Origin of the sequence: Photobacterium salinisoli (genome assembly GCF_003614885.1) — a bacterium.
GTDB lineage: Bacteria > Pseudomonadota > Gammaproteobacteria > Enterobacterales > Vibrionaceae > Photobacterium > Photobacterium salinisoli.
The window spans coordinates 1,401,928-1,427,710 of sequence record NZ_QZMS01000011.1 but is presented as its reverse complement, the minus strand read 5'-3'; the positions used below and the strand labels follow the sequence as shown (position 1 = coordinate 1,427,710).

22 protein-coding genes are annotated in these 25,783 nt (G+C 47.9%); 9 read left to right on the top strand and 13 right to left on the bottom strand.

Annotation, left to right across the window (positions count from 1 at the left end; genetic code table 11):
* Positions 1 to 369: 369 nt before the first annotated feature.
* A complete protein-coding gene (gene yciH, locus D6M16_RS17725) occupies positions 370 to 693 on the bottom strand; it encodes a stress response translation initiation inhibitor YciH (RefSeq protein WP_120513126.1) in 324 nt (107 codons plus the stop codon).
* Between the two features lie 118 nt (positions 694 to 811).
* On the opposite strand from yciH, the gene D6M16_RS17720 reads away from it, so the two are divergent.
* The 3 genes from D6M16_RS17720 to D6M16_RS17710 all read left to right on the top strand — a co-directional run bounded on the left by D6M16_RS17720 (position 812) and on the right by D6M16_RS17710 (position 3,120).
* Entirely contained in the window at positions 812 to 1,423 is a 612-nt protein-coding gene (locus D6M16_RS17720; RefSeq protein ID WP_120513125.1) for an HAD family hydrolase, read from the top strand.
* A gap of 108 nt (positions 1,424 to 1,531) precedes the next feature.
* A complete protein-coding gene (locus D6M16_RS17715) occupies positions 1,532 to 2,041 on the top strand; it encodes an ATP-dependent zinc protease family protein (RefSeq protein WP_162941099.1) in 510 nt (169 codons plus the stop codon).
* Positions 2,042 to 2,151: 110 nt separating this feature from the next.
* Entirely contained in the window at positions 2,152 to 3,120 is a 969-nt protein-coding gene (locus D6M16_RS17710) for a tyrosine-type recombinase/integrase (protein WP_120513123.1), read from the top strand.
* An 8-nt stretch (positions 3,121 to 3,128) separates the two neighbouring features.
* Here D6M16_RS17710 and D6M16_RS17705 read toward each other — a convergent pair whose 3' ends face one another.
* The 4 genes from D6M16_RS17705 to D6M16_RS17690 all read right to left on the bottom strand — a co-directional run bounded on the left by D6M16_RS17705 (position 3,129) and on the right by D6M16_RS17690 (position 5,926).
* Complete coding sequence (locus D6M16_RS17705) at positions 3,129 to 3,761, bottom strand: putative adenosine monophosphate-protein transferase Fic (RefSeq protein WP_120513122.1); 633 nt, start codon at positions 3,759 to 3,761, stop codon at positions 3,129 to 3,131.
* Entirely contained in the window at positions 3,751 to 3,891 is a 141-nt protein-coding gene (locus tag D6M16_RS22740; RefSeq protein ID WP_420812265.1) for a YhfG family protein, read from the bottom strand. Before D6M16_RS22740 ends, D6M16_RS17705 begins: the two co-directional genes overlap by 11 nt.
* A gap of 120 nt (positions 3,892 to 4,011) precedes the next feature.
* Positions 4,012 to 5,019 carry a D-alanine--D-alanine ligase gene (locus D6M16_RS17695; RefSeq protein WP_120513120.1) on the bottom strand — a complete coding sequence of 336 codons (1,008 nt, stop codon included), beginning with the start codon at positions 5,017 to 5,019 and terminating at the stop codon, positions 4,012 to 4,014.
* Between the two features lie 232 nt (positions 5,020 to 5,251).
* Complete coding sequence (locus tag D6M16_RS17690; RefSeq protein WP_162941097.1) at positions 5,252 to 5,926, bottom strand: SPOR domain-containing protein; 675 nt, start codon at positions 5,924 to 5,926, stop codon at positions 5,252 to 5,254.
* A gap of 349 nt (positions 5,927 to 6,275) precedes the next feature.
* Between D6M16_RS17690 and D6M16_RS17685 the strand changes: the two genes are divergently transcribed.
* Positions 6,276 to 8,987 (top strand): bifunctional acetate--CoA ligase family protein/GNAT family N-acetyltransferase, encoded by a 2,712-nt coding sequence (locus tag D6M16_RS17685; protein WP_120513118.1) that lies wholly within the window; start codon positions 6,276 to 6,278, stop codon positions 8,985 to 8,987.
* A gap of 129 nt (positions 8,988 to 9,116) precedes the next feature.
* Here D6M16_RS17685 and D6M16_RS17680 read toward each other — a convergent pair whose 3' ends face one another.
* The 6 genes from D6M16_RS17680 to D6M16_RS17655 form a co-directional block, all read right to left on the bottom strand.
* Positions 9,117 to 10,037 carry a LysR family transcriptional regulator gene (locus D6M16_RS17680; protein WP_205576928.1) on the bottom strand — a complete coding sequence of 307 codons (921 nt, stop codon included), beginning with the start codon at positions 10,035 to 10,037 and terminating at the stop codon, positions 9,117 to 9,119.
* 70 nt (positions 10,038 to 10,107) lie between these two features.
* Positions 10,108 to 11,286, bottom strand: a complete 1,179-nt coding sequence (locus tag D6M16_RS17675; RefSeq protein WP_120513117.1) for an ABC transporter permease — start codon at positions 11,284 to 11,286, stop codon at positions 10,108 to 10,110.
* Entirely contained in the window at positions 11,283 to 12,434 is a 1,152-nt protein-coding gene (locus D6M16_RS17670; RefSeq protein ID WP_120513116.1) for an ABC transporter permease, read from the bottom strand. Before D6M16_RS17670 ends, D6M16_RS17675 begins: the two co-directional genes overlap by 4 nt.
* Before the next feature lies 1 nt (position 12,435).
* Complete coding sequence (locus D6M16_RS17665) at positions 12,436 to 13,413, bottom strand: HlyD family secretion protein (protein WP_120513115.1); 978 nt, start codon at positions 13,411 to 13,413, stop codon at positions 12,436 to 12,438.
* A gap of 1 nt (position 13,414) precedes the next feature.
* Positions 13,415 to 14,845, bottom strand: coding sequence for a TolC family protein (locus D6M16_RS17660; protein ID WP_120513114.1), 1,431 nt, complete (start codon positions 14,843 to 14,845; stop codon positions 13,415 to 13,417).
* A gap of 173 nt (positions 14,846 to 15,018) precedes the next feature.
* Entirely contained in the window at positions 15,019 to 16,296 is a 1,278-nt protein-coding gene (locus D6M16_RS17655; RefSeq protein ID WP_120513113.1) for an NRAMP family divalent metal transporter, read from the bottom strand.
* 355 nt (positions 16,297 to 16,651) lie between these two features.
* On the opposite strand from D6M16_RS17655, the gene D6M16_RS17650 reads away from it, so the two are divergent.
* The 4 genes from D6M16_RS17650 to D6M16_RS17635 all read left to right on the top strand — a co-directional run bounded on the left by D6M16_RS17650 (position 16,652) and on the right by D6M16_RS17635 (position 21,655).
* Positions 16,652 to 19,972 (top strand): intermembrane phospholipid transport protein YdbH family protein, encoded by a 3,321-nt coding sequence (locus D6M16_RS17650; RefSeq protein WP_120513112.1) that lies wholly within the window; start codon positions 16,652 to 16,654, stop codon positions 19,970 to 19,972.
* Between the two features lie 47 nt (positions 19,973 to 20,019).
* Complete coding sequence (locus tag D6M16_RS17645; protein WP_120513111.1) at positions 20,020 to 20,232, top strand: YnbE family lipoprotein; 213 nt, start codon at positions 20,020 to 20,022, stop codon at positions 20,230 to 20,232.
* An 18-nt stretch (positions 20,233 to 20,250) separates the two neighbouring features.
* Positions 20,251 to 20,574: a YdbL family probable chaperone protein gene (locus D6M16_RS17640; protein ID WP_120513110.1), complete on the top strand. Its 324-nt coding sequence runs from the start codon at positions 20,251 to 20,253 to the stop codon at positions 20,572 to 20,574.
* A 127-nt stretch (positions 20,575 to 20,701) separates the two neighbouring features.
* On the top strand, positions 20,702 to 21,655 hold the full coding sequence (locus D6M16_RS17635; RefSeq protein WP_120513109.1) for a YeiH family protein: 954 nt from the start codon (positions 20,702 to 20,704) through the stop codon (positions 21,653 to 21,655).
* A gap of 5 nt (positions 21,656 to 21,660) precedes the next feature.
* On the opposite strand, the gene D6M16_RS17630 is transcribed toward D6M16_RS17635, so the two are convergent.
* Positions 21,661 to 21,855 carry a hypothetical protein gene (locus tag D6M16_RS17630; protein ID WP_120513108.1) on the bottom strand — a complete coding sequence of 65 codons (195 nt, stop codon included), beginning with the start codon at positions 21,853 to 21,855 and terminating at the stop codon, positions 21,661 to 21,663.
* A gap of 230 nt (positions 21,856 to 22,085) precedes the next feature.
* Here D6M16_RS17630 and D6M16_RS17625 point away from each other — a divergent pair, with 230 nt between their 5' ends.
* On the top strand, positions 22,086 to 23,021 hold the full coding sequence (locus tag D6M16_RS17625) for a universal stress protein (RefSeq protein ID WP_120513107.1): 936 nt from the start codon (positions 22,086 to 22,088) through the stop codon (positions 23,019 to 23,021).
* Positions 23,022 to 23,118: 97 nt separating this feature from the next.
* Here the strand turns inward: D6M16_RS17625 and D6M16_RS17620 are convergent, their stop codons facing one another.
* On the bottom strand, positions 23,119 to 25,659 hold the full coding sequence (locus D6M16_RS17620) for an Ig-like domain-containing protein (protein ID WP_120513106.1): 2,541 nt from the start codon (positions 25,657 to 25,659) through the stop codon (positions 23,119 to 23,121).
* Positions 25,660 to 25,783: the final 124 nt, after the last annotated feature.

The following is a 25,783-nucleotide window of genomic DNA, read 5'->3' as shown; positions in this document are numbered from 1 at the left end:
CATAGATTATGTTAAATAAAGGGCAGCGAGGATTATATGTAGAGCTCTTCTGCTCTCTTCTCTATGGTTACCTGGCTGGCAAAGCGCGTCATTTAACCATAACGCTGATTTACCATAAAATAGGTAATTCACACTTATATTTAAGTCCTGCTGCAAATGTCAGTTTGCCTGGTTCTTCAATGTCAGGTGAAATTACCTAAGGCCGACGAACGCCGATGTGTTCGTCGGGATTCCTTCAAATACGGAGGAAACTTGGTCAGCATGCATAGATTTGTATGTGCCTGACAGCTTTTCGCTCTCTTGCCAGATTGCGTTGATTAGATCTTGATTAGCAGCTGAAACCAGGACTGCCAGGCTGATGTTAGTTTTTCAGCCGCCGGCTAATTTTACCGTGTGTCCTTTTTTCTCAAGTGTGCTTTTGATGATATCGCGTTTATCGCCCTGGATTTCTATGGTTCCATCTTTTACAGAACCACCGCAGCCACAGACTTTTTTCAACTCAGCGGCCAAAAGCTTCAGTTCAGCATCATTCATATCCAACCCAGTGACAATACAGACGCCTTTTCCTTTACGGCCTTTTGTCTGACGCTGAATTCGTACCACGCCATCGCCTTTCAGGCGTTCTGGGGTTGTTTTCTCTTCTTTAATTCTGCCTGTATCAGTTGAATAGACTAATCGGCTGTTATCACTCATGAAATCGACCTCAATAACTGCTTTAAAAGTGTGACCTGGCCTTCAGGTTGAATATAGAGGCTTGCGACCAGGCTAAGTCCGAATATTATCAATAAATAGGCCTCTAACGGAAACGCATATGATTCATAACGTAGTTTTTGACTTTGGTGCTGTGCTGTTTGATTGGAACCCGCACAAAATCGTCTCTACTTTCACTCAGTCTACATACGAACAAGACATACTGCTGACGAACGTACTTCAGCACCCTGACTGGTTGGCTTTGGATCGCGGTACTATGTTGATGGCCGAAGTTATCCCAAAATTTGCTGCTCGAACCGGTTTTCCAGAGGCAAGGATGGAGGACTTCATTGATCACATTCAAAACAGTCTGACTGTGATCGAAGCGTCGAAACAGTTACTTGATGACTTACTGGAACTGGATTTTAACCTGTACTACCTGACGAATATGAGTAGCGCCTTTTTCGATACGCTTTACGAAAAGCATGATTTTATTGCATTGTTCAATGGCGGTCTGGTTTCTGCCAAAGAGCTGCTAATGAAGCCAGAAGCTGAAATATTTCAATTGCTTATAAATAGATACGCGATTAATCCTGAAGATACGTATTTTATCGATGATAACGAAGACAATGTGCTTGCGGCCCGAAAACTGGGTATAACGGCCATTCGTTTTTCACCCACCCCTGCTTGTTATCAACAGATTCGCTCAGCATTGAGACTAAAGGTTGATTAGCTGAACCTAAGCTTACCTCATCAGAGCTTTAACTTTACGCTGAACAAACATAGGTAACTTATATTTATAGTAATCATATTTACTATTGGCACTTTTCTTGGAGGTTCCGTGAAAAAAGCATTGATCCCGTTAATGTTAGTTGTATTTGCATTTAACAGCCCCTCTTCCCTGGCTGACAGTCGACCTCTCGAAAAGAAATCCATTGTTGGTCAAGTTGAGACTATCAACGTCCTGGATTTGGAACTCGAATACAAAGCCCGAATTGATACTGGCGCGAACACGTCTTCAATCAATGCTTATGATATCCGTATATTAGGTGATAAAAGCGAAGATATGCGTGAAAATCTAGGCAATATGGTGGAATTCAAGACAAAAAATGAGAAAGGTGAAACAACCACTCACAAAGCAAAAATAGTTAAAGTCAGTAAAATACGGAATGCTCAAGGTGTTGAACGTCGCTATGCAGTAAAAATGGATTTAAGCTGGAACGGTGAACATAAAGAAGTCACTGTAAACTTGCGCAATCGTAGCAAGCTGGAATACAAACTGTTGCTTGGCAGAAACTGGCTGATGGGCGACTACTTAGTTGATGTAGAAAAGTTGGATGAAGACGATTAACGTCCCCCTTCGCTTTGGTTAGCCATTTAATGTTTATCACATGCCGCCTTGTTTATGAGGCGGCTTAGTATATAGTAATAGTTATCAACAAATAAGTTATAGTGCATTAAATGAAGAAAATTCCTCCCATTGCTGAAGAAAATAAAAAAAGAGACAGTATAAAGCTCTTCACGCTACCCATAGAAGATATTGAAGTCTGGGAAGTTTTGACACATAAACAGTATTCGTCGAACACTTTGCTGGCTTTCAAAAACGATTGGAATAATTTCCTTCATTACTGCCTGGACAAACACGCAATCCCTTTGCCAGCAACAGTAAAAACGGTACATAACTTTATTGATACGATGGCCAAGAAACGCAAGCTGTCAAGCCTCAAGCGTTACATTGTCACAATCGGATTGGTTCACCGCTGCCATGCCCTCCCCGATCCTTGCCGTCATACTGAAGTCAGGCTAGTACTGAATAAATATTGTGTAGAAAAAAAAGACGACTACAAAAATGCGAACGCCTTCAGGGATGATCACTTACAACAGTTGGTTGATGTTTTCTCTCTCTCTACCAAACCCAAAGACATTCGCGATCTGGCGATTTGGGCTGTTATGTTTGAAGCAATGTTAAAGCGGAGCGAACTGGCAGCGCTGACCATAGAAAATATCTCAATTGACACCTCAGGACTTATTAGTCTGCATATCCAGGATCACATAATTGCATTAAGTACCATTGCTTCTCGTAGTATGCAGCGCTGGCTGACGGTAGGCATGATTGAATCAGGTGTTGTTTTTCGAAGAATTGATCGTCATGGCAATATTGGCGAGCAACCACTTGACCACTCGTCCATCTACCGGGTGTTTCGCCGCGCTGGTGAAGAACTCGGACTCAGCCAAGACAGTGTTTTTTCGGGCCAGTCACCCAGAGTAGGCGCCGCCAAAGATCTATCCGATGCGGGGGTATCCATCCCTGACATCCAATCTCAGGGGCGTTGGAAGAGCCCTGCAATGCCGGCACAGTATGTGGGTCATAAAGATAGACACGATACGGAAATTGCGAAATACGTGAAGAAAAAAGACTGGGAGAAGTAAGTGAAGATTTAACTGCCTGGACCGGATGCCCACTGGGGTTGAACAACAGCATGAATAGGTTGAGTGATTCTTTCGAACAAGCTTTCCAAGGGAGCCATAATGCCAAAATACCCCGCCTGATTCGCTTCAACCCATTCCTTGAGGTTAATGCCTTCCCAACAGATTTCGTATCCGGCATTAAGGGCCAGAATCTCAAAGAAAATACGTTGAACACGCCCATTCCCTTCTCTGAACGGGTGTATGACATTCAATTCACAGTAATAATGAGCAATGCGGCGGATAAAATGATCGAAATCCAGCCCACAGAGGTATGATTCATCAGCAAGTGAAGCAAAAAGACGTGTCGCCTCCCTTTCAATATTCCTGGCATGACAAAATCGACTCTGGCCTTTGGTGATATCCACCCGTCGTATATCACCAGCCCAGGAGTATAAATCCTGAAACAGAGTGAAATGTATTTGTCGCAGATAGGCTAAATCAAATCGGTCGAACTCTGGTACAAAATGTTCTGCCCGAACCCGTGTGAAATCCCGCTCAGCCAGAGCGAGTTCATCTTCATCATTGATATTGAGTAAGTTGATGAGAACAGCCGAACCGGGGTAGCAATCAGGATCCTGCTGAACACCATATTTATCTCGCATAATGCTTTTTTAACCGAGCGATTTGTTCATTCTCAGACACGGGTGGTTCGTGTGACGACTCTGTACCTGGCGCCCCGTCTAATTCAAAGCCCTCCAGCTTTAAACTGGCTCTGTAGTTCTTTTCCTGCATAGCTTTAAAACGCGCAGCTTTCTGTTTGTTTGTCAGCATAGGGGTCATGTCGAGTCTCATCGTCAGTATTGCAGCCAATGAAAAAAACGCCAGTCAGACTGGCGTTTTTGAAACCAAAAATCACTGACTGGATGGATGGACAGCGCTTTTGATAGCTTGCTCAAGATAGTCTGTAAAACTGTGTCCATGATGGGCCAGCATCTGAGGAAACATAGATATTGGCGTCATACCAGGGAACGTATTGATTTCATTAAGAAGAATGTCACCTTCCTCACTCAGAAAGAAATCAATCCGTGACAGATCTTTTAACTTCATATGCACAAAGGCTTTTCTGGCATAACTGCGAATGGCTTCGACCTGTTCTTCAGTAATGTTGGATGCTTCGACTGTGGTGGTCGAATGGCTTTCTGTGCTGTATTTTTCTTCGTAGGTATAGAATTTACCGTCCGGGCAGGTCACTTCCCCTGGCTTGGTAATAATCAATTCATCACCATACTGATAAGCAGCCACTTCTAACTCTCTGGGCTTGATGGCTTTCTCAACCAAAACCTGTTCTGAAAAGGTAAACGCCTTGTTCAGTGATTCGACCAGGCTTTCCCTGTCGGTTGCTTTGTAACAGCCCACGGATGATCCCTGACAGGCCGCTTTAACAAAAACACTTCCCCACCTGGCTAATGCGTCTTCGGCGGTACGTAGCGACTCTTCGTCTTGTTCGCTCAGGAACACATAAGGTGTATTCGGAATACCCAGTGCATCAAACCACAATTTTGTTGTGATCTTATTGAAGCAATTCGTGCTGGCCTGAGGACCACAACCGAAATAAGGCACGCCCGCTATTTCCAGTAAAGATTGCAGATCGCCGGTTTCACCAGGATAACCGTGGACACACGGAATGACGTAATCAATGGGGAGTTTATCGCCAGATTCAGACTGGATACTGCGATCCAGGTTTAGTTGCCAACGCTGGCCTTCACTGTCAAACCAGCCGTCTTTTTGCATTTCGATACGGATATAGCGAACGCCATCAATCGCCTGCAGGTTTTGTTCTATGAAATTGGCAGAAACCAAAGACACTTCGTGTTCTGCGCTGCCACCGCCACAAAGAAGTAAAACGTGAATTGGATTCATCTTGATCCCTTGTAAAACGTAACCTGCCGATCATGACAGGCCGAAATATGTTTGTACCACCGGGTTTCATCTGTTCTGAATGATGATATTACAAAGCGCCCCCGGCAGCCTTCAGGGCATCAACTATTGCATCTTATCTATCAGGCATCAAGCTATTGGCCTGATTCCCTACTGTGAAAACGGTCAACGATGCAAAAAATAAGCTCTTCCAAGGAAGAGCTTATCGGGTGTATTAGTTTATCTTGGTCAGCTTAGGCTCAGGCGACTGATGAATCTTGGCCAGACTACGAACGAAGGGACCGAATGAACGGATCTCTGCAGGTAAATCCTTGATGGCTGCCTGGGCTTGCTGGACTGTATCAAAGTGCCCGTAAAGTAAAGTGTACCAAGGCTTTTCATGGAAGGTTTTCTGATTCACCCACACTGGTTGCTGTCCTGGCAACTTTGCAATGTATGAGGCAAAACCACTGTTTTTACTAACCCCCAGCACCTGAACGGTGAAACCCGATACAGGTTCTGTCGCGTATTCATAGCTGACTTTTGCCGTTTCAGACGTGTTGGTCTTTGGCGCTGCCGCGACGGAGCCAGTCATAGGCTCAGATTCTGTGATTACAGCCACTGATTTTTCTGCAGTAGTTGCTGGCGCATCTACGGGAGCAATCTCCTGATCAAGAGGAACAACTTCATCTGTGATTGCTATATCAACTGGGTTCAGAGGTGGAATGGGTTCATTCAATTGCTCAACCGCCATCGGTTCAGCCGTTGCACCCTGTTGCGCGGCCGTTGCCGCTTGTTCCTGTTCATCCAATGTAGGCACCACAGTGCCATTCATTGTCTGACGTTCATTATCTAGCGCACAGCCTGCTAAAGCTGATGTAACAGCAACCATTAAGGCAATTTTTTTCATTATCATCGTGCCTGATCAAATTTGTCTTTAAAAAGATTCTGCACCCCGACCTGATGCCAATCAAGCTTGCATCACTCTGTATGCTATAGAATTGGCGCTATGTCACAGGTTCAAAGCTATATCAATAATAGATTGATTTTTTATGTAAATTCCAGTTTTTAATAAAATTGTGCAATATAAAAATACCAAGAATGAAGCACAGCGGCGGCTTCTTTTCACACAATGTCGAATGGGTTCCATTACACTCACAATCAGTGGATGGTCAGCCACCCAATCATGCAACCATACGATAAAAATGATTGTCTGTCGTTGAGTGTTAATTCTTTACGAAATACTGAGAGAAAATGCCATGAAAGGACTCGAGTCACTACTAAAGCCACGTTCTGTCGCCATTATTGGCGCATCGGATAATCCCAAACGTGCCGGTTATGTGGTTATCAAAAACCTGCTGTCCGGTAACTTTCATGGGCCTATCATGCCAGTGACTCCCAAGTATGACGCAGTGGCAGGTGTGTTAGCCTATCCAGATATTGATAGTCTGCCCCGCGTTCCCGATCTGGCCATTTTATGCACCAATAGTGACAGGAACGTCAGTATTATCGACCAGTTAGGCCGTAAAGGCGTCAAGCTGGCCATCGTATTAGCGGCAGGAATGAACGTAGATCCCGATAGTGACGGCGTCACAAAAGATATGCGCATGTATGAAACCGCCAAACAGTACGGGATGCGGCTTATCGGGCCAAACAGCATGGGGATGATTCTTCCCTGGCATAATCTCAATGCGTCTTTTTCTCCGGTTTCCGCCAACAAAGGCAATATTGCCTTCATTTCGCAGTCTGCGGCGGTCTGTACCACGATTCTGGACTGGGCCAAGAACAAGAATATTGGTTTTTCAACCTTTATCTCGCTGGGAGATACCTGCGATATTGGTTTTGCTGAACTGTTAGATACCTTGTGCCGCGACAGTAAAACACAAGCCATTTTGCTGTATATCGACTCAATACGTGATGCACGACGCTTCATGTCCGCTGCACGAGCAGCAGCACGGACTCGGCGCATACTGGTATTGAAAAGTGGCCGGACGAAAATTGGCAGTGCCGCTGCTCACCTTCATACCGGAGGAGAAATTGGTCTGGATGCTGTCTATGATGCCGCCATCAAACGCTCGGGGATGCTGCGGGTGCACAACACCCATGATCTGTTTGCGGCAGTGGAAACACTGGCTCACGCTGTGCCTTTGCGGGGTGAGCGTTTAGCCATTCTGACCAATGGTGGCGGCCCTGCGATTATGGCCGTTGATGCCCTCAGCGAACGTGGCGGTAAGCTCGCGACACTGAGCCAGGAGACTATCGCTAAACTGTCGGCTGTATTGCCGGCCAGCTGGTCTCAATCAAACCCGATTGATATCGTCGGGGATGCCGATATCGCACGCTATGAAGCAGCCACCAAGATTCTGTTAGACAGCGACGATTTCGATGCCCTGCTCATTATGCACTCTCCATCTGCCATCGCACCGAGCAAAGAAACAGCTGAGCACATGGTCAAGGTACTGCAACAGCACCCCCGCACCCTGCATTTCAATATCCTCAGTAACTGGGCCGGAGAGAATCAGGCATTGAAAGCCAGACACGTTTTCACACAGTCTGGCTTTCCTGCGTACCGAACACCGGAAAGTGCTGTTACCGCCTTCATGCACCTGGTGGAGTACCGGCGCAATCAGAAACAGCTGATGGAAACACCGTCTTCTTTCGGTGAGACTCAAAGTAACCCTGGGTTGGTGCATCAGTTATTGGATCAGTTACTCGATCAGAAAATCTATCATCTGGAAACACATGAAGTACGCCCTGTACTGGAAAGCTATGGTTTTCATACCCTGCCGACCTGGATTGCCTCAGATCCCGCAGAAGCCGCCCATATTGCCGAGCAAATTGGCTATCCGGTTGCCGTTAAGTTGCGGTCTCCTGATATCCGCCATAAATCAGAAGTGCATGGTGTCATGCTGCATCTGCGAACGGCAGCAGAGGTTGCCAATGCCTCTCAGGCGATTCTGGATCGTGTTTCCTATAATTTTCCGAAAGCCCGCATCGACGGCTTGCTGGTGCAGCGCATGGCCAACCGCTCCGGTGCACAGGAGTTACGCATTGCAGTTCAAACTGATCCAGTATTCGGGCCTGTCATACTTATTGGCGATGAAGCTGCAGAGTGGGATATCCATCGTGATGCCGCCGTTGCCATTCCGCCGCTAAATATGGCGCTGGCACGATACCTTGTCATCAATGCCCTGAAGACAGGAAAAATTAAACAGCGCAGTTTACCAGATAGGCTGGATATCCCTGCACTGTGCAAATTACTGGTTAAGCTGTCGCAGTTGATCATTGATTGCCCGGAAATCATTGAGCTGGATATACACCCCTTGCTGGCGGCCGGTGAAGACATGACAGTGATCGATGCTTCCATGACCATTCACCCCTTTAATGGCGATACACAACAAAGGCTGGCTATTCGCCCTTATCCAAAAGAGCTGGAAATTTACACCAAGCTGAAAGACGGTTCGCCCATTTTACTTCGTCCGATTCGACCAGAAGATGAACCCGGCCATAAAGCCTTTATTGCACAGGTTTCACATGATGACCTGTACAGCCGTTTTTTCTCTGAAGTCGGTGAATTCAATCACGAAGCATTGGCTAATCTCACTCAGATTGATTATGACCGCGAGATGGCCTTTATTGCGGTAAGGCTTGAGCCTGAGTCACACACAGAAACCGATATTATTGGTGTCAGTCGTGCGGTCTCCGATCCCAGTAACGAAGAAGCTGAATTTGCAGTGCTGGTTCGCTCTGATCTCAAAGGGCAAGGACTGGGGAGTATCTTGCTTAACACCATAATTCAATATTGTCGGCAGCGGGGGTTACAACGGTTAACTGGGATAACCATGCCTAATAATCAGGGAATGTTGTCACTCGCCAGAAAAAGCGGCTTTCAGGTAGAGATACATTTTGAAGATAAAACTGCAGAACTTCTGTTGGCGTTACAGGATGACAGCCAGCCCGCCCAAGGTTAACCAATCTCCACAAGCGTGGCAGGGGTCTAGCGGTGACAATAAAAAGGCTGACCATCAACCAAAGGTCAGCCTGCTTTTTCATGGCTTACTGAGTTAACGCGCTACTCAAAACGTCGACACAAACGAGCGTCAGTTCAGGTGCTTTTTCCATAACTGCTCAAGTTGTTTAATCGCCCAGGTTTTTGCCTTGCCCATGCGACTGCGATTCCAGGCCAGGACCAGTTCAAACTCTCTGACAGGATTATCTCCCACCATAGCCAGCTTACCTGTCGCTAAATCATCCTGAATGAAAAAACTGGGAATTGTCGCGACACCAAGGCCAGCTCGTAAGGCATTCAACTTGTCATTCATGCTGGAAACGGTGAGTAACGGTTGCTCTTCAAGAATATTGTGTGTTATCGGCGGCAGATTCCGTGCGGTATCGGCAACCGCTATACCTCGATATTGCTGACGAATAACAGGATCGAGCGGGTTATCATGCTTATGAATCGGGTGATCCGGGTGAGCAACCCAGACGATATCCATTTTGCCAAGCGGCTGAATTTTCACCTCCGGTGGCGCGACACTCGGCGGAGGTGCAATCAGAATATCGGCTCTGTCCTGCGCAAGCGCTTCCCAGCATCCGGCCAGAATTTCTTCTCGAAATTTCAGGCGGGTCTTACTTTTCTTCGCCAGTGCATCTACAAGTGGAAACATCAGCTCGAGCTTAATCAAGCCGTCATAAGCTATTGTAAGATCTAACTCCCAGCCGTGTGCCAGCGCTGTTGCATCAGAGACCATTTCATCCGCCGCGGATAATAATAACCGCCCCCGATCCAGCAACAACCGGCCAGCTTTGGTAAACGCAGCTTTATGACCGGAGCGATCGAAGATAACCAGATCCAGGTCCTGTTCCAGCTTCTGAACCTGGTAACTCAGGGAAGATGGCGCTCGGCCGAGTTCTTCTGAGGCTGCAGCAAAGCTGCCACGACGCTCAATAGCATCTAAAACCATCAATGCTTCAAAGGATAATAACCGGTTCACTTTCAATCCCTGTGCCAATACAGCCATTTATTATGAGGCTGTTTTAACACATTCACCTGAAAATGCCTATCTGTGCATACCGCTCAATGCATCAGGTTCAAACTGTTGCCGGAGCCTCAGAAACGCGTTCCCGACGGCGGCGGTTTCTGAACACCAGGCCTAAAGCGGCCAGTGAATACAAAACAGCCAGTCCCCAAAGCTGAAACCACCAGGCACTGATCTGACTAAAACTCGCTCCCATCTGATTTAACCGCAGAAATCCGTTGATCGCTGGTGTCGAAGGCACCCATTGTGCCAGCCAGTAAACCGGGGCCGGCAGTGCGGAAACGGGCCATACGAAACCAGCCGAGAAAACCAAAGGCAGTGAGCTGAGCAGAACGATAACTGTAGCCAGTTCCTTACGGGGGATCAGCTCACCGATGACTATACCTAACGCTGTTACTGAGATCAGAAACGGCACTGTCAGCATTACCATATCACCGATTGAAGCCTGACGACTGATACCATAATAATCAAAGCTGAACCCAAAGTAGTAAGCACACAGAGGCATATAGATCATGGTAAACAAGCAGATACGTGTAAAAATCATTCGCCAGGGCGAGCAGGTATGCCAGTAACCCGGCCCCGCGGTTCGGTGCATTTCACTCTGCGCCGCGCCAACTAATGCAGAGCCAATCAGCAGTGTCTGATGGAGTATCAGTACGAATACTGCCGGGACCACGTAATTGATGTAGCCCATTGTCGGGTTGAATACCGGGCGCATATTGAGTTTCAGCGACGCATACTGTTCAGAAGCTAAGGTCAAGTTATCGCCTTCGATAATCATACGAGCCACTTTTGCTTCAGCGCTGAGCGTTCCCGTTGCGGTTGCCAGCCCTTCAACCACAGTTCCGTAAACGAGAAACAATGCCGCATCACCGGCGAAAGACACTGTCGGGCTGGTACCCAGCAGGAGATCCCGGTAAAAATGCTCAGGGATCACTAGCATCCCTTTAACTTCTTGTGCCTGAATCCAGCTTTTGGCTTCTTCAATACTTGCGGCGGTTTTCATCACAGCCACCTGTGGTGTCGCGTCTACCATGCGGATCAGCGTCCGACTCACCGCACTGTTGTCCAAGTTGACAACCGCAATCTGCTGCTCGCGCGGAAGCTGGTTTGAATAAGGCAGCGGATAAATGAGTGAATACATTAATACGCCGCCAAATACAGTGAAAATGATCGCCGGGTTCGTGAACACCGCTTTCAATTCACTCAGAAACAATTGACGCCAGCTCATGCGCAGCCCTCCAGCTGGCGCTCACGCCAGACCAGCATTCTCAGTATTCCTAACCCCATTGCCAGCAGAAATACCGCAAGCGCCATCATCTGTGGCATAGCTTGCTGTAAGCCCGTACCATAGTTAACCTGCTGGACCTGTATTTCAATATAATGACTGACAGGTAACAGTGCCCGCCAGCCTGTTGCGATAGCTGGCATGTCTGTCGCAGGAAAGGTTATTCCCATAAAAGCAAATGCCGGTGCTGAAAATCCGGCCACGAAACTCATCGCCCGGGTGACATCCATCGCAAGGAAAAAGAACAGCACAGCCACACTCTGACAAGCGATCACCATCAAACACTGCGCTGCAAACACAATGATCCAGCTACCGTGCATAGGCCAGTCCAGCAGCGAATACATCCCCCACAGAAACAACACACCTTGCAGAATAAAAACCGTCGCATAAGGTATGAGCTTACTGACAACATGCTTAACCGGATGTTGTCCCAACCAGGCCAGTAACCCCTGCCGCCGCTGCTCAGCCGCCAGAGCCATGACAGTGGTGGCAATAATGAAGATCTGCCACATCGCTGGAATAGCCGCCGAAACCAAAAACTGCCCATAGTGCGAGTTACTGTTAAATAACGGGGTTATCTGATTTCGCACAGGCAGGGCTTGCCCCAGCGCCTGTTGCGGTACTGGCGTACCTGACACCATATTGCTTACCGTATCTATGCTGGCAGCATAGGTCGACTGCGCCGACACGAAAGCGCTGTTTATCAGCTTGGCAATCAAAATAAACTGTGCGTTATAGAAGACAGTGACAGACGGAGAGCGCCCGAGTAATGTGTCTTTTTCAAGAGAATCAGGAATAACCACCAGCGCATAAATTTCTCCGTTGCGCATTAACGCTGTACCCTCTTCTACCTCGCTGAACTGTCGGGCAACCGACAAGGTCGGGCTGGCATCGTAGTATCGGATCAATCCACGGGACAGGCGACTGTGATCCAGGTCGACGACACCGACGGGCAGATCACGCGCGATCCCTTGCGAGAATATCCACCACATCAGCACAAAAAGACTTAAAGGCAAAAAGAACAGCATCGCCTTCAGCCAGGGTTCCTGACGGATGAGTTGCCACTCTCGCTGCATTGTGTTTAACCACATATCAGCGCTCTACCAACACGCTCATACCGACACGCAATCCGTCAACGGGCTGCAACGGACGTGCTTCTACTTCAAAAGTGCGCATATCGAAACCTTGCCGGGTATCCGTTGCCCGCCATGTCGCAAAATCCCCCATAACGGAAACATGCGTTACAGTAAACGGGATCGTTTGATCCCCCAATGCCGGCACCTTGGCCTCGAAGTGAGTGCCCTTGGAAAAATCGGCCAGCCTGTCTTCCCGGACATGAAACACCGCCCAAGCGTTATCCATATCTATGATGCTGACAACCGGAAAGCCTTGTGGTGCTAATTCCCCACCATGAAGCAGGATCTGGCTGACCTCGCCATCATGCCAGCTGGATATCTTAGTATCCGCCGCATAGGCTTCGACTTCAGCGACGGCACCGGCAGCCATACGCTCTTTTTCTTGCGCGGCGCGTTTGGTTTCTTCCCGCGCGCCTTCTTTGGCCATTTCAAACATCTGATAAGCAGCTTGCTCGGTATAGCGGGCCGCTTGCCACTGGGTGTAAGCCTCATCCCTTTTCTGCTCTGCTACAACACCGTCACGATAAAGGTTATTTATCCGGCGATAGGTTTTTTCACCAAGCGCTGCAGCCGCTTTGGCTTTTTGCCACTGATCGCTGGCAGCCGCGACTTCCTGAGCACGTGCGCCATTTTGTGCTTCATCAGCCAGTGCCCCTGCCGCCTGCTGACTGGCTTTCGCCTGTTCGAGTTTGGCGTCAATTTCAGGACTCAGTAAGGTAAAGATCAATTGCCCTTCTGTGACTTTATCCCCTTTACGCACCAGTACCTGATCAATTCGGCCGGCAACTTTCGAAGAGATATTGTATTGCTGAGCTTCAATCTGCCCCTGCAAACGCTCGACTTCTGGCTGATACGCGTTCCAGAATCTGTATCCCAGCCAAGTGGCCAGCGCAGCAGCCGGTAATACCACGGCAAGAGTTTTGAACTTACTCATTTCAGTTAACCTTAAGTCCTTTGTAATTTTCATATTGGTCGAAGGTATTGATATCACCGCTGACAGCCAGTAATCGTGACAATGCTGTGACGTAGTGATAAGCCGCGGCAAAGCGCTGCGTTTTTACACTCGCCAGATAGAGTTCGGCATCAACAACATCAAGAGATGTCGACAGGCCCTGACTGAAAGCTTTTTCACGTAACACCACACTTTCCTTGGCCAGCGCAATACTGGAAGCCAGTCCGTCATATTCCTCCAGTGCCTGAGAGGCTTCCCGGTAGGTTTTCTCAACCAGCACGCTCAGATCCTGCTCTGCCTGTGCGCGCAGGTAATTCACCTGTGTCATTGCGCTGTGAGCCGCTTTTACCTTGTCTGAACGGCCTGAAGAGTCGAGTAGCGGAATACTGACACCCACGCCTACCGCCCAGTCTGGCGTTGTTTTCGCTGCCAGCGTGTCTTCTTCATAAAGGTTGTAATTCCCGTACAGAAAAACTTCCGGGTAGTATTTACCCTTTTCTGCATCTAACACGCCGTTCGCCTGCGTTTTTTTTGCATCAAGAATATGAAGACCGGGGTAGTCACTAAGGGTTTTATCAATAAAGGTGGTCATTGCCGGTAGCCCTTCATTGACGAATAAGGATGTTGAAGGTAATGCAGGCGTTTGTAATTTCAGTAAGCGTGTCAGAGCAACTTGTGCAATTTCCAGATCGCGCTGGGCTTTAAGACGCTCAACACGGGCTTTATCAAAAGACGACTGTGCTTGCAAACGCTCAACTTTGGCTATCTGTCCTTGCGATTCTAACTTCAGGGCATTTTTATAATGCTTTTCCAATCCACGTTCTGCTTCCAGACGCGTGTCCAGCACTTGTTGCGCTAATACCACACCAAAATAATAGGTCGACAGATCTTCAAATTTGGCATGCTCTTTCATTTCGAGCATATACCTGGCTTCCTGGGTTTTTCCTTTCGCGATGTCCTGGGCTGCCATCACTCTTCCCCCGAGAAATACCGGCCAGATAGCGCGAACTGAACTGGTCAGAATATCTCTGTCGGTAAGTTGTGAGGTGAACATTTTGTCGAACTGCCCCGGAGTCATCCCCATGAGCTGGGCCAGGCCACCTAAACTGTTTGCCTGGCTTCGCCCGGCCGGGGTACTCGCAATCAAATCAGAAGGCGCAATCTCAATAGGACCGTCCAGGTAGGTATAGTTGGCAGACACCGTCACTCTGGGTAAAGACAGTGCTTTCGATGCCTCTTGCAGGTATTCGGCCTTTTCTACATTGCTTTTTTCTGCCGCCAGTTCATCGTTATTGTTTCGGACAATTCGCCATGCATCGTCGAAACTGACTGTCGCCGCTTTCACAGGGAAACACATGGAACTTATCAGCAGCGCCAGGGTGATGGGTCTAGCCAGAGTCGGCCTTACAATCATCATATATCCTTAATGACCTCAAGAATGACTGCCCATATTAGAGCAAATACTCTATTTGACAAGCTTCAATGAAATATTTATTTACAAGCAGATCACAAGATATTGTTTTATAAGCATAACAAAAGAAAAAGCCCTCGGTTGAGGGCTTTAACATTTCATTCCAAGAATGTGGCTTACATCAACCATTTCCACCAGATAAAGATGGCCAGAAAACCGTAAAGATAGGTTAAACCCGCCCATGACAGAAGTTTCATTGATTTAGTGAGTTTCAAATCTTCTGGCAATGATGCCGTGGACACCAGGCGATAGTTCAGATAAGCAAAGACAGGTGTCGTCATAAAGGCCAGGATCATGGCAAAGTCCATCATTGGCATCAGTGCTGAAGTGAAGAACAAAATGATCGCCATCGCAAACACACTGACAACAATCATCCACCCATTAATATAGCTGTTTTGCTCCAGTGGTTTTTTCTGAATAACCAGCTGTGCTTCGGCAAGCGCACGAGAATAACCATCGATAACGGTAATCGTACTGCCAAAAATACAGAAGAAAGCGATCACGGCGATCAGGTAACGAGACCACTCACCTATGGTAGACGCATACATGCTCACTAACTGATGAGAGAAGCCGATTCCTGACGCTTTCAGTTCAGTACCCGTTCCATACAGCACCAAAGCACCCAGTGAAAGAAACACAACCGCCAGAATTGCCGTACCAATGTAGCCAACATTGAAGTCAAACAATGCCGAGCGCGTTGTCACTGTTTGCTCTTTACGCTGACTCTTCAGCCAGAGTGATGTCAGGCATGAAATTTCTATTGGGGCCGGCATCCAGCCCATCATCACGACAATGAAACCAAAAGAAGCCAGGGTCCAGGCAGAAGGTCCCTGATATTCAGCCGGGGCGGCACTGCCGTTGCCTGCCGCTATGACAACAGCGGAAATAGTAGCGATAACCAACACGGACATAATGACTTTTGACAGTCCGTCCAGCGCTTTATAGTGACCAGCCATTAAAATGCCCAGACATGCCACCAGCACAATGGCAGAGAGAACCGGCAGAGGCAAATTGCCCGGCATAAAATAACCCAGCAGGCTGGCACTGAACAGCAACAGCGCTGCTGTATTCACAATACCGGATAACAGATTAAGCCCTGAAAATACCCAAAGATAGCCACGCCCTAATTCGTCGTAGCCTTCAACCAGGCTTTTGCCTGTTCCCATTGTGTATTGAATACCAGCCCTGAAAAATGGATATTTAAAAAGGTTAACCAGTAAAATAATCGCGGCCAGTTGCCAGCCGTATATGGCCCCGGCTTTGGTTGATGCAACCAGGTGCGATCCGCCAACCGCGGCCGACGCCATCATGATCCCGGGCCCTAAGGATTTAATTAATTGCTTGATGCCACCTCCCTGTCTGGATTGCGGCGGGATAGATACTGTGTCTGACATTCAAATACGTCCTGTGTAGTTTTTTATAGTAATGAGCTTCTTTGTCTCAGGTTTAAATAAGTTGTGCAATCCCCTATCTGGACTGGATTTAGTGATAAGCGCTGAAAAACCTTCATCCAAAGCATATGTCACTTCCCACTCGTAACATTTGCATCAGTAAATTTTATGAACCTTGATAAAAAAACGATAAAAAAAACATTGATTGCCACGCATGCTATCGCTGAAGCCTGATAAAAAACATCGCACTGACGGGCCATAAAACGATGATTTACACCAAATATTCCGCATTTCAGCCAGACAGAGCTTATGCTTGTAAAGAAAGCACCATAGGTTTTTCATTCTCGCTTGAGCTTTTATGCCAACAGCTAAATACAATGACAACGCGCAAGCTCACTCTTCTGCAAGTATTGTGCGTCGGATTCGACGGGGCTTGCTATGGGTCTTTATATTCGCCACCTGCGCCTTAGCCTCTTTAGCCGTAGGCGTGACTTTCTGGTTAGCCGGAGAAGGTATTCAATTAGGATCAGTCTCTGGCATCAGCCTGTCGAAACAAGGTATCTCAGTTAAAAAACTGAGTATCAACATTAAAGATAATGAATTTGTCCTCAATAACGTTTTGCTGCTCAACCGCTATGCCGGGGAACAACAGCCGAACATGCCAGACTTCCCTCGGGACTCTCTTGCCGCTGGCTGGATAATTAAAGCCGACAGGCTGGCAGTGGCTATTCCGCCGGCACTCAGAAAAACTTTACTTGAAAATGGGTTGATCGCTGACATCGTTACTTTCGACAAGGTAACACTGATGACCCAAGGAGCACTGACCGAGGGGCACTTCCTTATTACCGCCGCGCTTGCGGACACTGAATTGTCAGACACTAAACGAACGATACCTTCATCAAAAACGCTCTACCGGCAGTCTTTACATCACATCAGTCTTGCTGTCTCAACGACACCGGTGTTGCAGATTAGTGGAACAGTCGGGCATGGCAATATCCAGCCCCCTCTGGCCGCTTTCACAGAAGATAGTTACCCCGTCTCGTTCAATGGGCTTTCTTTTGCATTGCCGGCTAAGGAGGGATCGCTTCCCCTTTCGTTATCAATTGATCACATAGCACCGGCAAGCGCATTGTCAGATCAATCTGACCAGGATGGGATACACCAACTCTCTCTGGCTATCGATTTATTGTCGCCAGCGCACTCGCTCGCACTCAGTATCAGCGCATTACGCTTGAATCCCACTGCATTCTTGTCTCAGGAACAGTCTTCAGCCTCGAAGAATTTTCCCCATTTGGGACAAATCGCCCGTTTGCTGTTTCAGGCGCCGGTTAAACAAATTGAAATCGCATCGATGACAATCACAGATTACTTGTCTCAGGCCAGGTTTATTTTTCAGCGAGAAACAGAAAACACATGGTTTGAATTAGAGGGAAAAGTGAAAGCAGCCAAGAATACCTTATTACCGATTACCAGCCACTTTCTGGCGTCTGAAAACAAACCGGCTGTTTTTACTTTACAGCTCACTGATGCTGAGCAAACACGTTCGTCCGGTATGGATTTAGTGAGCTGTGATGCCAGCTGGCAATTTACGTCGGACATGCCACAGTCTCTTAATTGCAAAAGTGACAATGTCACTAAGGTGATGGATTATTTCGCCGTCCAATCTATAGCGCTGCCTGATCCGAATTTGCAGCAGGCAGCTTTTGAGGCAAAGCTAATAGAAACAATCCCCCCGGAGAATAAGCAACCAGAGAAAAAAGATCACCAGCCTGATTCAGCCTCTGTCCCAGATTCGCTTTCGCCGGTATGGCACTATGCGATTAAGATAAGAGCGCCCGGCAGCATTCAGTTCAGAATACCCCGCTCACATCAGCCTCACGACACTAGTGCCATAGCGTTAAACCATGACGGTATCTGGACATGGGCACTATCGTTTGATCAGCAACAGGCACAGTTCAGATTAACCACCCCGGAACAGTTGGACATCAGCGTCGACAACCCGGCTGCGCAAGGGCAAATTGTTATAAACGCCCTCTCCTGCCAGGTGCCGCTGACTATACCGGCCCGGTTAACTGAGGCAGTACAGCCTCAATGCCACGGCACCAATACGCTTACAGCACAGGCGCCTCTTCTTGAGCTCGACCCACTGAAAATCAGTAATCTGCAGCTATCACAGCGCATCGACATACAAAGCACTGGCAACGTGCTCAGGCTGAATCTGGGAAGCACCCAGCTCAGCGCACAAACGATCGTCTTGCCTGATTATGCTGATCAAACGCAAAACAGCTTAAATCAGGTCCGCATAGATATACCCAATACAGTCCTTCAACTGGGCAGTCTCTTTACACTGCCATCCACATCATCGCCGTCATCGCAATTGCGGTGGCTCAATACCGGGGAATCACCAGCCACACTGAATGCGGCATTCAGCAGCTTACGCACAATTGCTAAAGACACTGAATCGAGAAAGAATCAGAGCTCTCTCCCGGCGCAACACTTTGACGGTCATCTCACAATCACGTTAAACGGATTAAAGGCAGAGAAAAACGTTCAGGCATGGAGGCTCTCCAGCGATTATTCGACACAACTTGCGCTCAGCCTGAATAACCAGGCGTTGCCTGTCATCCGCAACCAGGGAAAACTGACACTCAACGCAGACGCACTCGCAATAACAGGTTGGTTAAGTACCGCGCAAAGTCAGCCATGGTTAGATTTTTCATTTACTCAGGAATGGAAGAGTCGTATCAGCCGCATTCAGATAGCACAAAAGCCCATTTCTTTTTCCGCAAAACAGAGCCTTAAGAAACACTATCTCGCGCCGCTGCCTATCAGTGCAGATCTGCATAATGGCAGTGTGAGTCTCCGAGCAGATCTGAAATATCAGAATACTAACTGGTCTGGCACGCTGGATATCTTCACAACGCATTTAAGCGGCTATATCAAAGACACCCACTTTGCCGATCTGAACGTGTCATTGACCAGTTTGGTAACCAACAATACGATACGGAGCCGTCAGCCGCTGACTGTTCACTCCAGTTATCTTCATTTCGGCACCTTGTTTCACGACGTAACAGCCAGCATTGATTTCAACACCAATAAGCCCCTCTATACACTGCACAGAGCAACCGCCAACGTGCTTGGTGGTCAGTTAAGCACCCGCAATGTTGTGAGCCACTCTTTGACCAATATTGACGTGATTCCTTTGCGTATCCAGAGTCTCAATCTTAAGAAATTAATGGATTTATTTAACCCTGAAGATGTGGAACTGACGGGAACAATGGATGGATTATTGCCCATACGCGTTGTGAACGGACATCCCGTCATTGAAAAAGGTGCTTTATTTTCAAGAAGTCCGGGGGGAGTACTGAAATATAAAGAAGGGGCAAGTATCGATGATAACGTCAGCGCCAGAGGCGAAAACAGCCTCAAAGTGATCACCCGGATTCTCAGAAATTATAAATACGACTCTCTTGCGGTTGATATAGACTATTCCAAAGAGGGTCAATTAAATGCTAGTGCCAGGTTCAAGGGCCGGAATCCTCACTTTCAGAACGGAAGGCCGGTCAACATCAACCTGAACATCGAAGACGATATCCCAGCACTGATCAAAACGCTCAATACGATAAATACGTCTCAGTTTGAGCGGATTTTTGTGAAGCAGCTTGGTCTTGAAAATTAGACTTTTGCGCTGAATTTATTGCAAATGACTTGAAAAGGTCGACGCCCATGGATATTCAGTTTAAGTATTACTGTATGACAGGCTGTTTCGCAGTGATACTCTTAATGACTTTCGGTCTGTCCGGATGCACACCTACAGTACAGGTTGCGGCCTCTGACAAGCCAATAGAAGTCAATCTGAACGTGAAAATTGAACATGAAATCAGGATTAAAGTAGATAAGGAAATCGATGATCTTTTCAGTGACGATGATGTCTTCTGACAAGGCGGAGCGCCTGTTATGAAACGCATACTGACTTACCTGGCCATGATGCTTTTTTGCGCACATGCATTTGCTATCGATCTACAACAAGCGAAAGCACAAGGCTTAGTCGGTGAAGCCAACAATGGCTACATAGCCGCTTTGGCACCGTCGCCTTCAGCGGAAGTACGTCAACTTATTCAAACTGTTAACAGTGAACGAAAAGAAAGTTACCAGCGTATCGCTGTATCTCACGGGCTGACATTGCCAGAAGTAAGCCGCCTCGCGTATAAAAAAGCGATAGAAAAAACCGAAAGCGGCCATTTCTATCAGAGCCCAAGCGGTCTGTGGGTCAAAAAGTAAGCGCAGCTTCAGCGCACCATTCAGCCACCTCAAACAGATAACACGCCTTAATGACTGAAATTTTCAGTCATATTCACTGCCAGGACGAGGTATACTTCAGCTCTCATTTTCTGTGTGCTGTAGAAAGATGCTGTTCCAACCTGCCTTACTCAAACAACAGTTAACGCGCTATCCCCTTTTCTGGCTGAGTGCGTGTATTTGCCTGATGCCATTTATCAACTCCCCTGTGGCGCTGATTCTGGGTTTCTCACTTGCCACCTTAGGACTTGTCCCGGCAGATATTCCTGTTGCCGCCATCACAAAAAAATTGCTGTCGATGGCGATCATCGGCCTGGGGTTCGGCATTCAGCTTGATGTTGCCATTGCAGCCAGCAAGGCAGGTTTAGGACTCATTGTCGCTTCCATCTTCGTGACTTTAGTCATGGGATGGTTACTCACCCGTTGGCTGAAGATAGACAGCAAAACCGGGCATCTGATTGCATCCGGAACAGCAATTTGCGGCGGCAGTGCCATTGCCGCAGTCTCTCCTGCCATCAGCGCTAACAGCCATCAGACCTCGCTGGCACTGGCGACGGTTTTCATACTGAACTCAGCCGCGCTCTTCTTGTTTCCCTCTGTTGGCCATCTGCTGGATATGACACAACACGAGTTTGGTGTCTGGGCTGCTATTGCCATACATGACACGTCCTCAGTGGTTGGTGCCGCAGGGGCTTATGGCGACGAGGCTTTAAAAACAGCCACCACGCTCAAATTAGCCAGAGCGTTATGGATTATTCCGCTCGCGTTTCTCAGTGCTCTGATGTTCCGGGGAAAAGAGAAAAAGCTCACCGTGCCAATGTTCATCGTCCTCTATTGTGTCGCTATGCTGACTGCGCATTGGCTACCCCAATTTTCTGAACTGTATCAGGGGATCTTCACACTGTCGAAACGCGTGTTGGTGGTGTGCTTATTTATGATTGGGGCAGGAATTACGGTACAGAAACTACGTGCAGCCGGTTTTAAACCACTGCTTCTGGGTATGTTACTGTGGTTGATAATTGGCCTTGGTTCATTGCTTGCCATATTGCTCGGGGCGGCATGAGTGACTTAGTCGGTATCCCATTGCGGTGCCGATTCTTGTTCGCTGCTGTGCCTTTTTCCGGACCAGGCTCTTGTGGCAACCTGATAAAAAAGCAGCGAAAAAGCCGTCAGACTCAGCAAAGCGCTCCAGCCGCCCGTTGTCACCGTTGCGCCTAATGTCAGCAGCAATACCAGTGCTACCGATTTCTTTGTCTTATCCATCTGAGTTATTACTACTTTTATATTTCCTGATGCTCATTATTGTTTAAGCATCACTGCAGATAAAAATACCTAATCACACTAAGAAAGCAGGTTTTGTTATAACCATAAGTTGTTATAGCACAGTTTTTATACCGCCAGTTATTATCAACCAGATGCATGCAACCCCGGTACTTTGGTCTAGGCTAACAATACACCTCTGTAATCCTCTGTAAGCACAGGAGATCATCCGTATGCGTCGATTTGAAAACTTGCTCTTCATCAGTGATGGTGTGCAGGATGAATTGGATGGACTGAGACAGGCGCTGAGCCTGTCACAAGCTCACCACTGCACCCTGACTGTGCTGATTATCTATCCTGAACTGCCTGAGTCACTGGGGAATTATCAGGGACGCTGGGAACAAGCACTCATTGAGAACACTAAACTGCAGCTTGCGCAGGCAAAATCAGCACTGTCTCTGTCTGAGCAATCTGTGATGCCGATCATTCTGGCGGAAAGCAGCAAAAAACCCTCAACCTTAATCATTCAGCATGTACTCAGAGACAATTATGACATGGTGATCAAATCCGCCAGTTTCAATCAGAGCGAGGCTGGATTGAAAGCGATTGATATGGAATTACTCAGGCAGTGCCCCTGCCCGGTCTGGCTATGCCGTCCCATTACACATTCGCAGAGAAAAGTTCATGTCGCCGTTGCTATTGATGCAGAAAACAATAGCAAGGAAGAAACAGATCTGGATCTGATGTTGCTCCAGTTGTCCCGATCACTGGCCGACGACTGTGACGGAAGTCTGAACATCATTTCCTGCTGGGATTTCCCGTACGAAGAAATTACCAGCAACCCGTTTATTCATGTCCCAGAGCAGGAGCTTCAGCAGTCCATCAAGGAAGCGGAACAAAAAAACATACATGGGCTGAAAAAACTGATCACGCTATCTGGCATTGCGGGGCCAGTAAAAGAATTCCACCCCAAAGGCCTTCCGCAAACTTGCATCCCCGACATCATTGAAAGCGAAGGTATTGAATTGTTAATAATGGGAACAGTTGCCAGATCCGGCATACCCGGATTTATTATGGGAAATACTGCCGAAGACATTATCCAGAATACTAAATGCTCCATTCTGGCCCTCAAGCCCAAAGGGTTTGTGACGGACGTAAAAGCGTACTAAACAGACATTACCGATATAGAGAACGTTTCAGGTATGACAACAAATAATACGGGCTGCCAACTGCAGCCCGTATTTCATTTAACGCCATAAGGCAATTTTACTGCGCGTTCATCGCATCCAGCTTGGCACCTACCGGGCCGGAGAAGTTATAACCGTCGTGTTTATCCCAGTTAATTGACCAGGTCATGACCCCGGCATAATTACTGTAATTAAACGCCGGAACCACAGTCTGGCAATGGGTACCAAGGGTCAGGCAATCCAGTGCATCCAGAATATTCTGAGTCGGCGCCTGACCTGAGTTGGCAGAGCTGGGCCCGGACGGCAGACCTATGGCGACCTGATCATCACGCAGTGGCGCAAACTGCTCGCCATTGGCTAAGGTGAATCCTTCAATTAACATTTTAGATTGTGCCACCATCATATCGACAGAACCTTCCGGTGCCGCACCTGGCAGATATGGATTTGGCAAGCCTCCATTGTTATATAACTGCACATGCAGCAAATCCAAGGTATCGCGCAGAGCATTAATCAAAGGAATATAAGCCCCCCAGATACCGGAGTACGCAACCATACCTCCCTGCACATACGGGTGTTCAGGAGCCATGGTAAGGTACATATCACCCCCCATGTTAGCTTCAATCTGCTTCAGCGCGCGAGGCAAACGAGCCTGAATCTGAGAGCCATGAACCAGGTTAGAGCCGCTTTCAAGGTCAATGTCCAGTCCATCAAATCCCCATTCATTGATCAGCGCAGTCAGACTACTGACAAAGTGCTGTTCATCGGAATCCGTATTGAGGGTAATAGTACCTTCGGCTCCGCCAAGGGATAAGACGAATTTCTTACCCTGAGCCTGCAGTGCCGCCATGTCCTGCTTGAACTTCTGAGGATCCAGTGCCGGACAACTGCTGTGAATATCACCACTGTACAGATTGAAATGGACTGTCCCCGTACTGTTGCGATCGTTCTCTGCAAAAGCAATATCGATGATATCCCATGCATCGGACATCTCACTGAGGTTGATAGGGCAACCCGCGCCATTGACAAAGTTATGCCAGTAACCAATCAGCTTATGGGTTTTCACTGACTGCTGAAGCACCTTGACGGTAGAGGCAGCAGATGTAACGGCCAGTCCTGTTGCATCAGTGGCTCTCGCAGAGACTGTGTAATTACCCACAGCGCCTGGCGTCCAATTGGTGCTGTATGGAGAAGTCGTATCAGTGGCAATTACCGCACCATTGACCAGGAAATCAACACTGTTCACCGTGCTGTTCAGTGATGCTGCATCCGCAGACACAACAACAGACTTGCCTAGCCCCACAGAAGTACCGGATGCCGGCGATGTCAGGGTAACCACCAATGGCTCGTCACTGACATTAACCAGAACGCCCGCGCTGCCCTGATTGTTTTCATTATCTGTTGCCACAGCCGACAGACTGACAGCCCCTGTTCCTGTCGCTGTCCATGTGATACTGAAAGGTGCCGATGTGTCGATCCCTAAGCTCTGCCCAGCCGCAAAGAATTCCACTTGCGACACAGAGCCGTCAGCATCTGTTGCATCCACCGAAATTGTGACAACGTCACCATTCAGCACTGTTGCATTGTCAGCCGGAGCGCTGAAGGTGACTGTGGGTACAACCGCACAGATTCCCTGCTCAGTCCAGGCGTCGGTCCAATAAAGGCCGGTTCCCGGTTCATATGCCCAGGCCGAATCTGACGAACACCAACCAGCCACATCACAGCTATATTTGTAATTTGCATTTTGGACCAGATCACCTACCTGATAACTGGTGCCAGCCTGATAGACAGGAACGCCGGCACAGCCGCCACCAGTGGCACCAGCAACAGCGACTGTAACGACTGAGCTCCAGGTCACCGCACCGTTGTCATCCGTGGCTTTTGATTTAAATTCGTGGCTGCCCGCGGTGGCAGACCATACAGTTTCAAATGGCGATGAACTTGCTGTTCCCACCAGCTGGTCATCAACATAAAACTCAACAGAAGCGACTGTACCATCCTGATCCGAAGCATCAGCGCTTATAGTGACAACGTCACCTTCTTTAATTTGGGAAACGGTCGTCGGATTCGTCAATACCACACTGGGGGGTTGGTTGTTTCCTTCTGCCACCACAGTGATAGTCACGGAATCGGTTCGGCTCGCTCCTTTATCATCGGTTGCTACAACGGTGACTGAATGATTACCTTCAACCGTACTCCACTGCACAGAATACGGGGCGGTATCATCAATCCCCACAGTATTACCGTCCACTTTAAATGTAACGTCAACCAGCTGACCATCACTGTCAGCCGCATCGGCGGTCAAAGAGATGACTTCATTAACACCAAACTGGGCATTATTCAGAGGTGACGTCACAGTCACTGTCGGGGGCTGATTACCATCTGGTGCATTACACACACCCAGCAAAGACCAATCTTCATAAGGATCAGAATACTGAACGGGATCCTTATCCTGGCTCCACCAGTTTGCCTGATAGGCATTATCAAGATGCTGTACTTGTGTCCCTCCGTTATATGGAGTTCCACTTGCCCAGACAGGCAAAGATGTACAATCAATCGCATAGGCCGATACTGGGCTGGCCAATACCAATGCAATTGCCGTATGAATGAGGGTTTTTCGCATTGTTAACGTCCTTATTCTCTCAAATGAAGATTTTCCCAAAGAGATATTTGCTTAGTTCAGATAGAAAATTATCCAAACCAATCATGGACGACTTTTTAAGTAATGATAAATAAGGCAGAAGAGA